The 13,619-nt window shown below is 46.0% G+C and carries 12 protein-coding genes; 10 read left to right on the plus strand and 2 right to left on the minus strand.

From position 1 onward, the window contains the following. Position 1: 1 nt before the first annotated feature. The 10 genes from DBR43_RS31980 (at position 2) to DBR43_RS32025 (ending at position 10,090) form a co-directional block, all read left to right on the plus strand. Entirely contained in the window at positions 2–955 is a 954-nt protein-coding gene (locus DBR43_RS31980; RefSeq protein WP_124587423.1) for a polysaccharide lyase family 1 protein, read from the plus strand. Further along, complete coding sequence (locus DBR43_RS31985) at positions 940–2,088, plus strand: glycosyltransferase family 4 protein (RefSeq protein WP_124587424.1); 1,149 nt, start codon at positions 940–942, stop codon at positions 2,086–2,088. The genes DBR43_RS31980 and DBR43_RS31985 overlap by 16 nt, the downstream gene beginning before the upstream one ends. Before the next feature lie 26 nt (positions 2,089–2,114). Beyond that, positions 2,115–3,143, plus strand: a complete 1,029-nt coding sequence (locus DBR43_RS31990; protein WP_124587425.1) for a GNAT family N-acetyltransferase — start codon at positions 2,115–2,117, stop codon at positions 3,141–3,143. Positions 3,144–3,179: 36 nt separating this feature from the next. Further along, a complete protein-coding gene (locus DBR43_RS31995; protein ID WP_233603303.1) occupies positions 3,180–3,983 on the plus strand; it encodes a phytanoyl-CoA dioxygenase family protein in 804 nt (267 codons plus the stop codon). Then, positions 3,980–4,942 carry a hypothetical protein gene (locus DBR43_RS32000; protein WP_124587426.1) on the plus strand — a complete coding sequence of 321 codons (963 nt, stop codon included), beginning with the start codon at positions 3,980–3,982 and terminating at the stop codon, positions 4,940–4,942. Before DBR43_RS31995 ends, DBR43_RS32000 begins: the two co-directional genes overlap by 4 nt. Then, positions 4,939–5,445: a GNAT family N-acetyltransferase gene (locus DBR43_RS32005; RefSeq protein WP_124587427.1), complete on the plus strand. Its 507-nt coding sequence runs from the start codon at positions 4,939–4,941 to the stop codon at positions 5,443–5,445. Before DBR43_RS32000 ends, DBR43_RS32005 begins: the two co-directional genes overlap by 4 nt. 91 nt (positions 5,446–5,536) lie before the next feature. Then, positions 5,537–6,574, plus strand: a complete 1,038-nt coding sequence (locus DBR43_RS32010; RefSeq protein ID WP_124587428.1) for a GNAT family N-acetyltransferase — start codon at positions 5,537–5,539, stop codon at positions 6,572–6,574. Positions 6,575–6,585: 11 nt separating this feature from the next. Further along, positions 6,586–7,626, plus strand: coding sequence for a GNAT family N-acetyltransferase (locus DBR43_RS32015; protein WP_124587429.1), 1,041 nt, complete (start codon positions 6,586–6,588; stop codon positions 7,624–7,626). Between the two features lie 4 nt (positions 7,627–7,630). Next, entirely contained in the window at positions 7,631–9,529 is a 1,899-nt protein-coding gene (locus DBR43_RS32020) for a polysaccharide biosynthesis protein (RefSeq protein ID WP_124587430.1), read from the plus strand. Between the two features lie 129 nt (positions 9,530–9,658). After that, complete coding sequence (locus DBR43_RS32025) at positions 9,659–10,090, plus strand: hypothetical protein (protein ID WP_124587431.1); 432 nt, start codon at positions 9,659–9,661, stop codon at positions 10,088–10,090. An 8-nt stretch (positions 10,091–10,098) separates the two neighbouring features. Here DBR43_RS32025 and DBR43_RS32030 read toward each other — a convergent pair whose 3' ends face one another. Next, positions 10,099–11,097 (minus strand): type IX secretion system membrane protein PorP/SprF, encoded by a 999-nt coding sequence (locus DBR43_RS32030; RefSeq protein ID WP_124587432.1) that lies wholly within the window; start codon positions 11,095–11,097, stop codon positions 10,099–10,101. Between the two features lie 8 nt (positions 11,098–11,105). After that, the coding region (locus tag DBR43_RS32035; protein WP_124587433.1) for a gliding motility-associated C-terminal domain-containing protein at positions 11,106–13,619 on the minus strand (2,514 nt) is incomplete at its 5' end.

The following is a 13,619-nucleotide window of genomic DNA, read 5'->3' on the forward strand; positions in this document are numbered from 1 at the left end:
CATGTATTTTCTTTTTTTACTCTCGATTTGTTTCTTTCCTCAATCCAGGGTTCAGTCGCCGGATATTATTGGTTTTGCAATGGTTAACGGCCGCACTACCGGAGGGCAAAACGGCCCTGTTGTACGGGTTTCGACGCTCGCAGCATTCCGTGCAGCAGCCGGTTCTGCCTTTCCTATGACCATCCTGTACTCCGGAAACATCAAAGGAACAGGTTTCATCAACATCAAATCCAACAAGACGATCCTTGGGGAAGGCGGTTCATCGATGGAAGGTGTAGGTTTGCTCATTTACGGGCATCACAATGTGATCATCAGGAATATGACCATCAGAAATGTGGTTTCTTATTCCAACATCGTGATCAAAGAAGGGGCCCATCATGTCTGGGTAGACCACTGCACCTTATCTTCCGATCGGGATCATGGCTGGGATTATTACGATGGCTTGCTTGATGTTGGCAACAGGGCCGACTATGTGACCTTATCCTGGAACAAGCTGCACGACAACCATAAGGCGATGCTCATTGGTTTTGGCGATGAGAATACGAACGATGCCGGACATTTGCGCGTCACGGTGTATAAGAACTATTTCTACAACAATTCGGAAAGGCAGCCCGGTGTGCGGTTCGGACAAGTGCATGTGATCAACAATTACATCAAAGACAGCAGCGGTTATGGGATCGGGTCGACGATGGATGCGACTGTCCGTACAGACAACAATTACTTTGAAAATGCGGTCCAGCCCATCAAGACAGATTTCAATGCGAAGCCAGGTTATATCAGTGGCGGCAACAGCAACGTCTACCGGCGCTCAGGGAAGAACACCATACTCACCCTCAGCTCTCTATGGAAACCAAGCTATCCCTATTCTTCCCGCTTACTTCCGGTAAAGGAGGTTCCTGAAGCGGTACGCAATGGCGCAGGCGCAAAACCTATTTCATTATGGAACGAAAAATAAAGAAAGTACTGCTCGTTTGTGATTCTTCGGATTCACTGCTGGATTTCCGCGGCAAATTAATTGAAGCCCTGCTCCTCAGGAATGAGGTCATCGTATTCAGTCCCAGGATCGTCAGGGAAGAGATCAGAACGCAATTGCTTGATATGGGTGTACAACTCAGGGAGAACAATTTAAAGCCCAGTCATGTATCGGTCTTGTCGGATTTACGCTACCTCCATGCCTTGTACCGGGTGATTAAAGAGGTGCAGCCCGATGTCTTTTTTCCCTATGCTTTTAAGCCCGTAATTTACGGGACTATGGTGGCCAAATTTTGCCGCGTCAAAAGGATCACCCCGATGTTAACCGGCTTAGGCTATAATTTCAGCGATGTGAACCGCAGGAAGGGATTGGTCAGTATGATCACGAGAATGCTTTTAAAGTTCAGTCTCAGGGCAGATCCCGGACTCAGGATCATCTTTCAGAACAAGGACGACCGGAGGAAACTGATTACCAGAGGCATTATTGGCCCCAAACATCAGTCTTACGTGGTGAACGGTTCGGGGGTAGACGTCAGTCATTATCACTATACGCCTCCGCGCACTACGCCTTTAAGCTTCCTCATGATCTCCAGGCTGATCAATGCCAAGGGAATCCGGGAGTTTTTTGAAGCAGCCAAGGTGATGCGGCAGCGCTATCCGGAAATCAGGTTTAAGCTGATTGGCTCTTTTGATCCGAACATTGATGCGATCGGCCCGGATTTGTATGAAAAAATCTGTTCGGGAGAAGTGATCGAGTACTATGGATCGGTGACCGATGTCCGCCCCTTTCTCGCCAATGCTTCTATCGTTGTGCTCCCATCCTATTACGGAGAGGGTGTGCCGAGGAGTCTGCTCGAGGCGATGGCCATGGGAAGGGGAATCATTACCAGCAATTCCGTGGGCTGCAAAGAGACCGTCAACTCCTCCTCCGATGCAGTAAACGGCTTTTTAGTTCCCGTTAAAGATGTTTCTGCCCTGGTTTCCAGCATGGAATACTTCTACAGACATACCACTGATGTGGTTCAGTTTGGGCTGAACGGCAGAAAGTTCGCTAAAGAAAAATTTGAAATCAGCCTTATCAATGAACGCATGCTTCATATCCTGCAAGAGGCTTAATTCCTGTTTCTGATCAAAAAACAACTATGGCTTATCAGCTTATTACCATCCGACAAAGACTGGAATGGACCGCTTATGTTCAACGTTCCATCCACCATGATTTTCATCATACCTGGTCTTATCACTCCCTGGAGGAAGATACCGATCCTTTTCTTTTTGTTTTCGAAGAACAGGACATTTTCATCGCTTTGCCTCTGCTCAAAAGGGCAATTGAAGGGACCGACTGGTCTGACCTCACTTCAGTTTACGGCTATACCGGGCCGATTTCCAACCATGATTTCGGGACGTTCGACGAGGCGCTGATCGACCGGTTCAGACTGTCGTTTTTGGAATTCATGAAGAACGGCAAACATGTCTGTGTTTTTTGCAGGCTCCAGCCTTTCCTCGATCAGCCCCGCCTGCTGGAAAAGATCGGCGGACTCCGGGACAACGGGCAAACCGTCTACATCGACCTCCGGATGCCGATTGAAATGCAAAGGTTGAAATACGAGAAGCGGCTTGCCCGAAAAATCAGGCAGCTGAGGAACAAGGATTTCCAGATCAGGGAAACAGACAGCCTTTCAGATATCAAAGCCTTCAGCAGCATGTACCTGGAAAATATGGAAAGAAACGGCGCGTCTTCCAGATACCTGTACAACGAGGCCTATTTTAAGCGGTTGTTAAATACAACCGAGCCTGATTGCCGGCTCATTATGGTTTACGATGGCGAGACGCCCATTTGCGGCAACATCATCATGTATACCCGGCATGTGATCAGGAACCATTTATCGGCCACTGCCGCTGCTTATATCCAGCTTTCCCCGAGCAAACTCATCATTGATGAAATCAGCATTCTTGCACGCAGCCTGGGGATCAGCTATTACCACCTTGGCGGAGGTTTGAATGGAAAGCCGGATTCCCTGTTTCAATTCAAATCGGCTTTTTCTGACCTCATCTTGGAAGACAAGACCTGGTGTTTCATTGCGGATCAGGAGCGGTACCAGCAGCTCGTCGATGCCAGAACATCCACTCAGGAAAGTACTTTTTTTCCACAATACAGAGCACCCAATTCCTAAAAATTAAACCGACTAAACCTTTAAACCGATCGAACCTTGAAAAACCTATTCAACTACCCTCCGGAAAAGGAGAAAGATTTTGAAACCGCTATGGATAAATATGGCTGGTTAATTTATGAAAATGCATTAAGTCCTGAATTTGTAGAAGAGATCAACCAGTCGCTGGATGATGCTTACCTCGTCCGCCGGCAAATTCAGCGGGAGAATGGCATTGACCTCGATATGGCCGGGACGCTGCACCATTTACTGGAGCCCGGAAATTTCGGATTAAAATTTGTCAGTGAGCTGTATTGCGATCAGCAGATCAGGCAATTCCTCAAGGGCAATTACATCCTGAACGGGATCAATGGCGTGATCAATTTAAAAGATGCCAGGCCATATGTTCAGAACATCCACCGCGACATCCGGAGCTTTACCGGGGAGCTGAAACTGATGGTCCAAATGATGGTCCTGCTCGATGATTTCACCGCCCAAAACGGGGCTACCTTTTTCCTTTCCGGTTCTCATAAAACGGATGCAAAGCCCAATGAGGTTCGTTTTTTCGGCAAATCAGACCGTGCCATCGCGAAAAAGGGCAGCATCATATTATTTGATTCCCTGCTCTGGCATGCCGCCGGCAAGAACTATACCGAGCTCCCCAGACGGGCCCTGACGCTGAGTTATACCGTGCCCTACTTTAAGCAGCAGCTGGATTACCCCAGGTTTCTGGGTTATGATTTCGGAGAAAGCCTGTCTGAAGAACTGCGTCAGGTGATTGGATACAATGCAAGGGTCCCGGCGAATTTATATGAATATTATCAACCCCCACATCGAAGAATGTATAAACAAGGACAAGGATGAGGAAAGAACATAAAACAATTGGCGGATACATTGAACTCCAGCTTCCAGAGGGACAGGAGCAGTATCCATCTTTTATTAAGCTAAATACCGGCAGAAATGCTTTTGAATACCTACTGAGGATAAAAAAATACAGCCTGGTTTACCTGCCTTATTTCACCTGTGAAGTATTGCTCGAACCTTTACGGAGGTTAAGTATCCCCTACCGTTTTTACCGGATTGACCGGCAGCTGGAGCCCCAAATTGATTTTGAACCTGAAGAAAATGCCTGTTTGCTTTACACCAATTATTTCGGGATCAAGCAGGACACCGTACGCAGACTCGCAAAGACGGTAAAAAACCTGATTGTCGACAATGCCCAGGCCTTTTTTTGTCCGCCTGTAGCAGGTATAGACACCTTCTATTCCTGCAGGAAATTCTTTGGCGTCCCCGATGGCGCTTACCTCTATACGGAGAGCAATACCCGTTTATCCCTGGAAAGTGACATCTCTGTCTACCGCTTTTCTCATTTGATCAAAAGCATTGACCTGAGTATTGAAACAGGATACCATGACTACCTGAAGAACAACATCATTCTCGGAAATAATCCCATCAAAAAGATGTCTGTGCTGAGCCAAAGAATTTTGTCGGGCATTGATTACGAAGAGTGCCGGTCTATCAGAAATGCGAATTTCCAACATCTACACCAGGGTTTAGCGGGCATCAATCAACTCCCTATCCAGCTTGACAGCATTGATGGTCCGATGGTTTACCCCCTTGTGATCGATCAATCCGGTGCCAGAAAAGCTTTGATTGCCAAAAAAATATTTGTTGCCACTTACTGGCCCAATGTCCTGGAATGGGCAGGCGAAGACCTCTTTGAACATTACCTCGCCAGGCACCTTCTTCCTTTACCCCTTGACCACCGTTACCGGATCCGGGACATGGACCATATTCTTGAAACCGTCAGATCACTGTTATGAATTATCAGGTTTACCTCCGTCCACTGGCCCTTACAGACGCGGAAATTGCCTGCAAATGGCGGAACAATCCAAAAATATGGGGTTATACCAAACATCGAGCTGCCCAGGCCATCAGTCCTGAAATAGAACGGGAATGGATTGCAAAGGTAATCGCCAGGCCAAATGAAAAGCGTTTTGCCATTTGCCTTAAACGCACAGGTCAGTACATTGGCAATATCCAGCTGGTAGACATCAGGGATCGCAATGCGAATTACCACATTTTTATCGGAGAGGAAAAATTCTGGGGAAAGGGCATTGCATTTTTGGCCACACAACAAATCCTGAAGTATGCTTTCGACGAGTTAAACCTGGAAACCGTTATGCTGGATGTACACCACAGGAACCTTGCAGCACTTGCATTATACAGAAAGACAGGCTTTAAGCAAATCAATTACGGCAATCAATTTATTGATATGATACTGACCCGTCAGGAATACCAGCGGTTAAACCCGTATAATCCTTAATGAAATGAACCCCTCATCAGCATTCCGCTTACCAAAAGCAATGAACACCTGCATGATCACTTCATGACCATTAAAAAACAATTATATTCCAATGAAAAAAACAATCACGATCCTGGAAAAAGAAGAATGGAAGAATTATGTTAGAAATTCTTTACAGCATGATTTTTACCATACCTGGTATTACCATTCCCTCGACACCACCGGCTTGCCCTTGCTCTTTGTATACGAGGAAGGAGAAAATTACATTGCTTTTCCCTTGATCCGGAGAGGCATTAGCGCTACACCATATGGAGATCTGACTTCTGTATACGGATATACCGGACCTATTTCCAACCAGCGTTTTGAATCCCTCGGACATGTTTTTCTTGAGCGGTTCAGGGAATCCTTTCTGGCTTTTTTGAAAGAAGAACAATTTATCTCTGTATTTTCAAGGCTACATCCGTTTTTCGACCAGCATTTATCCATTGAAGCCATGGGTGGAATTCATGCCAACGGGAAAACCATTGCGATAGATCTCCGGATTCCTCTGGAAGAACAGCGGCAGAAATACCATAAAAGACTTCGGGAGAAGATCCGGCAGCTGAAACGAAAAGGCTATACCTTAAGGGAAGGAAATTCTCTGGAAGACATCCGCACTTTCGCGGCCATTTATACCGAAAACATGGAAAGGATCGGGGCTTCAGACTACTACCTCTTCACCCCTTCCTATTTTAGCGATCTCCACCAGTCTGATGAATTCAACAGCAAGCTGCTCCTGATAGAGATTGATGGAAAGGCGGTATGCGGTGCTTTTATTGTCTGCACCAACGACATCATCCAGGCCCACCTTCTGGGGACCCTGAGCTCCCATCTCTCCGACTCTCCGGCAAAGCTGCTTACCGATGAAATCACCATTATCGGGCGGGAAATGGGGGCAAAATATTTCCACCTTGGAGGAGGCTTAAACTTCAAACAGGATTCGCTCTTTGAATGGAAAGCCTGTTTCTCTGACCTCATTCTGGATTTCAGCAGCTGGCGTTACATTGCCGATCCGGTTGTTTACGATTCCCTTCTGGAGGACTTACAACTGGACAAATCCTCAGATATAGACTTCTTTCCCTTATACAGATATCAGGTTCCTTCCCATTAAAAACTGACGCTATGCAGTATACCCTCATTACCATCCAACAGAAAAAAGAATGGGTAGATTATATCAAAAGATCTGCAGAATACGACTTTTACCATACCTGGCATTACCATGCGCTTGATGAAAGCGGGACTCCCTTTCTTTTTGTCTACCAGGAGGCAAAAGACTTTATTGCATTCCCATTAATCCGGCGCCGGATTGAGGGTTCTGCGCTCTCCGATTTCAGTTCCGTATACGGTTATACCGGACCTGTTTCCAACCTTAAATTTGAACAGCTCAGCGAAGGTTTTATGGATCGCTTTAAGCTGATCTTTCTCTCTTTCCTGGAACAGGAAGAACATGTATCTGTTTTTTCCAGGCTTCATCCTTTGTTCCGGCAATGCCTGCTCCTGGAGCGGTTTGGTGGCCTTTACGACAATGGGAAGACCATTTGTATCGACCTCAGTGTCCCTATAGAGCAGCAGCGAAAGAAATATAAAAAGAACATTTACGAATCCATTAAAAAATCATGGAAAGCAGGGCTCCGGGTTGTAGAATCCAGGAAAACAGCAGATATCAGCACCTTCAGGGAGATCTATAAGGAGAACATGCTTCGGATCGGTGCATCAGATTATTATCATTTCAGCCTGCGTTATTTCCTCGATCTTTTGAGCACAGATGAATTCGATTGCCGCCTGATACTTGTTTATGACGGCGAGGAGGCCATTAGCGGGTCCATTGTGACTTTTACCGGAAACATTGCGCAATGTCACCTGATGGCCACACGCACCAGATGCCTCAACAATTCGCCCGCTAAGTTTCTGATCGATGAAATCAGCCTGATCGGAAGAAGGTGCGGCATGCGTTATTATCACCTTGGTGGTGGTCTGGGTTTTAAAGAAGATTCCCTGTTTAGATGGAAATCAGGCTTCTCAGACCTTCTTTTAAGTTATAAAAGCTGGAGGTTTGTGATCAACTCCCCTAAATATCAGTCGCTGGTAAAAAAAGCAGGGATGGCCCTGCATCCTGAAGTTGATTTCTTTCCCCTTTACCGTTATCCCCTACAAAAACTCTAATCTTATGAAACGTATCTTCCAGGAGAAAGTCCATTCCAGATGGCTCATTTTATTTATTGACCAGTTTATCCTGAGCTGGGCCCTTTGCATGTCGTTGTTATTGATCCATAGAATTGACTTTATAGGTCTGCTGGACCTGAGTCACCTCGCCTATATTGTTTTGTTTCATTTCATTGCCATTCCCGTCTTTATCCTCATGGAGATCCATACCGGAATCATCCGGTATTCGAATACCAAGGATATGGTGAGAATCTTTCTTGCCGTTCTGCTCAGCAGTGTTTTATTTACCGCCGTCAGCAACCTCTTTATCGTCCCCTATCTTCAACTCGAACTGAGCTGGCTGGATACGGTTCTATTGCTCAATTTTTTCATTTCTTCGTCTTTGCTCATTCTGCTCAGGATTGTGGTAAAAGGGTTATTTTCTTATTTCAAGGACCTGGAAGGCGGAGAACAAAAAGAAAAGATCCTGATCTATGGCTCTGATTCGACCGCCATCTTATTGAAACAGGCATTGGAAGCTTTGCAGGAAAACTGTTGTCAGGTGATGGGGTTTATTGACGACGACTCTGATAAGGTGAACAAATACATCGAGCAAACGAAGGTTTACCATTCAGCATCCATCGAGACTTTGGCCCGGAAACATGGGATTCAAAAACTCGTGGTGAGTAATGACCTCCTCTCTTTGGAAAGTAAAAAGAGGACTATTGAAAAATCGGTGGAACTCGGCATCAAAGTCCTTACTGTGCCCCCTTCCAGCCAATGGCTTTACGGAAAGCTTCAGTTTAGCCAGCTGAAAGACCTCCGCATTGAAGAGCTTTTACAACGGGAGCCGATCCTGCTCCAGCGACAAAACATCTTTAGGGAAGTCCTGGGGAAACGCATTCTCGTTACCGGTGCGGCTGGTTCTATTGGCTCTGAAATTGTCCGCCAGCTGTTGAATTACCAACCGGAATATGTTGTTTTATGCGACCAGGCAGAGACTCCCCTTCATGAATTACAACTGGAAGTTGAAGACCTTGCTTTAAGTCATAAAGTAAAGATCTATATGGCCAGCATTCAGAATCCGGACCGGATGCGCCTGCTTTTTGAGAAATACAAACCTCAGATTGTGTTTCATGCAGCGGCATGTAAACATGTCCCTATGATGGAAGACAATCCGGCAGAGGCCATCCTGACCAATGTTGCAGGCACGAAAAACCTTGCCGACATTTCTATCGCCTTTGGCGTGGAAAAGTTTGTGATGATCTCTACCGATAAAGCGGTTAAACCAACCAATATCATGGGTGCATCCAAGCGTCTGGCCGAAATCTACATCCAGTCCTTAAATGAAAACCAATGTTCTCCAAGGTTTATCACCACCCGTTTTGGCAATGTAATGGGCTCCAATGGCTCGGTAATTCCCAGGTTTAAGACACAAATAGAACGTGGAGGCCCCATAACGGTGACCCATCCGGAGATCACCCGCTACTTCATGACGATTTCCGAATCCGTGCAGCTGGTACTGGAGGCTGCGGCAATGGGCAATGGCGGGGAAATCTTTATTTTTGACATGGGAAAACCGATCAGGATCGTGGACCTGGCACTGAAGATGATCCAGCTTGCGGGCCTATCTCCCATCAGGGACATCAAAATCGTTTACAGCGGATTGAGGCCCGGAGAAAAGCTGCACGAGGAACTGTTACATCAGGAAGAGCAAACCATCCCTACCCACCACCAAAAGATCAAAATCTCCCGAACCATCAGTTACAGTTGCCCTTATGTACAGACCGTTATCACTGAGGTGTTAAAGCTGAATCAGCTCAACGACAATTATGCAACGGTGAGAAAGATGAAAGAGATCATTCCTGAGTTCAGGAGCAATAATTCCATTTACGAAGACCTGGACCATCTGCTATTTGAATAAATATTTACTTTATTCTTTTTGAAATTAAGAATTAATTTTCTTATCTTTCCTATGATTAGTTCCCACTGATCTTAATGTGTAGGTAATAGTGCTGGTTTCCATATAAACCTGTAAGTAATCTATTATTCTATGATTTTAAACAAAGACGGCTTAATTGAGCGCATCGTAAGGACCAAGATTGGTATCAGTGAACTTTCCCGCCTGCTGAATGTAAGCAGAACTTCCATTTACAACTGGTTTGAGCAGGAATACCTCAGCATTGATGTAGTATGTAGAATCGGCCATGCCATAGGGCATGATTTCGCGAATGAATTTCCCGAAGATTTTGCCAGGGCAGGGAATAAAATCATGTCGGATCTGATGACGGGAAATCCTGATCAGCAGCAACATTACAATACTTCGGTACAATACTGGATGAACAAATACATTACTTTACTGGAGAAGCACAATGATTTATTAATCCAGATCAACCGTCCTGCAACTACGGATGGAGGAATTCCGGGAAGCGTTGTATCAAGTGTCAAAAATACAGGACAACATTTCTCTCCGTTCACTCATTAGCGGTTCATTTAAAAGACCCTTGGGCAAATCATGGACCTTGGCACTTTTCCAAAAGCAAGGCCCATCGTCAGCTCATGAGAACCATTTTGATTGCTTCCTAATTTACTCGTCACATGATCGTAGGAATACCCAATTCTAAAGCGTTCATTGACGAAAAACTGAAAGATCCCGGAAATGGAATTCTGGTTGCCTAGCGGTAAGCTAGGGAGTTGTTTCTTCCAGAGGTTAAAGCCTGTCCGGTAAGAAGCGCCGATCCATATTTTATCATTAATGATCACCATGGCATTCAGGTCTGCACTTGTCGGACCTCTGAAATCTTCCTTAATCAGGATGCTTGGCCTGATCCTCAGGTCCTGGGAAAGGTTGATCAGTCCGCCCCCCATGAAGTAAGCATGACGGCTGCGAATGATGTTCAGCGAAGAGGACTGATTTCTGTTCCGGCTATCTTTGGGTCCGGAAAAAACGTCCAGTGCAGAGAGCCCCAGGTACCAGTAGTCTGAATTATAGAACACACCAAAGCGCAGATCAGGAACAATATTGCTCTGGTTTCCTACCGGTACCGCCTGATCCTCTTTATCAATTGTGGTCAGCAGTTGCCCCTTCAAACTATATTGCGCCACACCTACCCCCAGACCAAAACTTAAACGTTCGGTATCGTCGCCATTGAGCTGTAAACGGTAAGCATAATTTACGGTTGCAGAGGTTGCCGACTGGACCCCAATCTTATCGGTTGTGATCTGGAAACCCAGGCCCATCTTGCGGTCTCTGGGGTCCAGAATGCCATCGATGGAGGCAATCGCTGTTTGCGGCGCGCCCTCTACGCCTACCCACTGTGCCCTCAGACCGAGTTGTACAAACCATTCCTCCTTATATCCTGCATAGGCTGGGTTTACACTCAGACTGTTAAAAATATACTGAGAAAACTGAATATTTTGTTGTGCCATTGCGCTCCCGATTAACGTGAAGCAGAGGTAAGCAAGTACCAGGGTATATCTGATCTTCTTCATGATTTTAATTATCTTTTAATGAGCACCCAACTTCTGCGGGATTCTTCGTGACTTCCCTTTTTAAGTTTTAAAACATAGAAATATGTACCTTCATTTAAGCCTGCACCATCCCATTCATCCTTATAGTTTTTACTTCTGTAGACTTCATCCCCCCAACGGTTAAAGATGGAGATCTCTATAGAATCGTAATTTTCTCTTCCTTTAATCTGGAAAGTATCATTTTTACCGTCTCCATTTGGTGTGAAGGTATTTGGAATCTCCAGGTCAGGAGGAACGACATTGATCGTCACCACTGCAATATTTGAACGAAGACCGTTCTCGTCATTGATCATGTAAGTAAACTTCTCTACTCCTGAGTATCCTTTATTAGGCTGATAAATGATCCTGCCATCTTTGTTCATCTGCAATACTCCGTTTAGCGGCTGCGTTTTGACGTCGATCGTACTTACATCCAGCGGGAACAGGCTTGGGCGGTCGTTGTTGGCTACCGGCACCATTACCTCTACATCGGCTTTGGTTTTTGCAAAATCGTCTACTGCGGCAGGATAACGAACCACGTCAATAACTGTAGGATCGTCGTTGTTTTCAGTTGTTCCGGAGATGTCTGAAACCCTTTCGCCAGGCTGGTAAACACCTGTCGCCGTTGCGGTATTGCTTACAATTCCGGCTTTCTTTTCTGCCTCTGTAATCGTGTAGTTTGCGGTAACGGTTGTCGAGCCACCCGGCGCAAGGACCGCTGGTCCGGAGATCAGCAGACCAGGAATTTTAGGGTCAGTCAGTTCCACATCGCGAAGAGTAACGTTGCCTTTATTTGTGATCAGGAAGGTATAGTTGATCGTTTTATAATCGTTGTTTAACACCCCTGTTTTAACCAGACGGATAGCTGGTCTTTGACGGATCGCTACATCTGCCACATCGGCCGAAGGTATTGGAGCCTCTGCTGTCTGAACGATTGCCACATTCTGTACCTTTCCAATATTTGCTGAAGGTGCGCCATTGTTGTCTAAATCAGCCTGGGTAAGGGTGTAAGAAGTCCGGTAAATCCAGGATTCGCCTTTTTCCAGAATTTGGTTCCCATTATCGCCGGTAGGATTACTCAGGACTCCCCCAGTCAGAGGATCGCTGACAACGACCTTGTTGTGATTGGCATGTCCTGTGTTTTTAACGGTTATGGTGTAGTTGATTTTATCTCCTGCGGAGGAAACAGAACTCCTGTCGGCAGTCTTGTTAATTGAAATTCCCAAACATACCGGAACACTGATTTTGATTTTAAAGGGAACGCCATCACAACCACCGGTTAATGCCCTTGGAGTTACGGTATATACGACTTCTTGTGGCGTGGTGGATGTATTGATCAAGGTAGCATTGATCGCGCTTCCAGTGCCGTTAACTGCCCCCAACACAGGAGAACTTACAGTCCAGGTAAAGGAAGATGGCACTGCATTGCCTCCTTTTAGCCTGTTGTTGATGTTGCTCTGCAGCTGATAATTGAAAGAAGATTGTGTGCAGGTTAATGGGTTCAACTGGTCATCAAACCCTTTCGGAACCGGAGTTACGGTAACTGTTGTTGTGGCAGAAATAGCACTCGAACATCCGGTAGCATTGGTGACTTTAACGGTGTATACGCCTATGGTATTTACATCGTAAGTAGGATTGGTTGCACCAGGAATCAGGATGTTGTCTTTATACCATTGATTTCCAAATGAAGATGTTGAGGTTAACGTAACAATGCCGCCTTCACAGAAGGTAGTGATGTTTGAAGGAGAAATACCAGGTTTTGGCGGGTAAGGGACTTCAGTGACAGTGATAGGTAAAGAAATCGGGCTGATACAACCGGTTGTGCTGGTAACGGTTAAGGTGTAAATACCGGACTCTGTTGCAGTATAGGTTTTGGCGTTAGCGCCAGGGATCAGGACTCCGCCTTTGTACCATTGGTTTCCGGTTAAGGAAGAGGAAGTTAAAATGGTGCTTCCACCATCGCAGAAGGAAGTTGGGGTTCCGGCAGTGATGACAGGAGTAGTTGGGATTGGGTTGACGGTGACCACCTTCCCTACAGAGGCAGGACTTGGGCAGCCAGTTTCTGTCACTACGACCGTGTAGGTTCCACTTTCGTTAGCTGTATAGCTTTGGGATGTTGCACCGTCGATGATAACACCGTTTTTATACCACTGGTTACCTGTGGCCTTATTGGATTTCAGGATCACCTGATCGCCTGTACAGAACGTCAAGTTTCCTCCGGTAACCTCAACATCTGGGGCTCCAGGAATCAGGTTTACTGTAACCACCTTTCCTGCAGAGGCAGGACTTGGGCAACCAGTTTCTGTCACTACGACCGTATACGTCCCACTGGTATTGGCCGTATAGCTTTGAGAGGTTGCACCATCGATGATAACACCGTTTTTATACCATTGGTTGCCTGTAGCCTTATTGGATTTCAGAATCACCTGATCGCCCGTACAGAACGTCAGGTTACCTTCCGCAACCTCAACATCAGGGGCTCCAGGAATCAGGTTCACAGTAAC

The sequence above is a fragment of the Pedobacter sp. KBW06 genome, assembly GCF_003852525.1.
Taxonomy (GTDB): domain Bacteria; phylum Bacteroidota; class Bacteroidia; order Sphingobacteriales; family Sphingobacteriaceae; genus Pedobacter.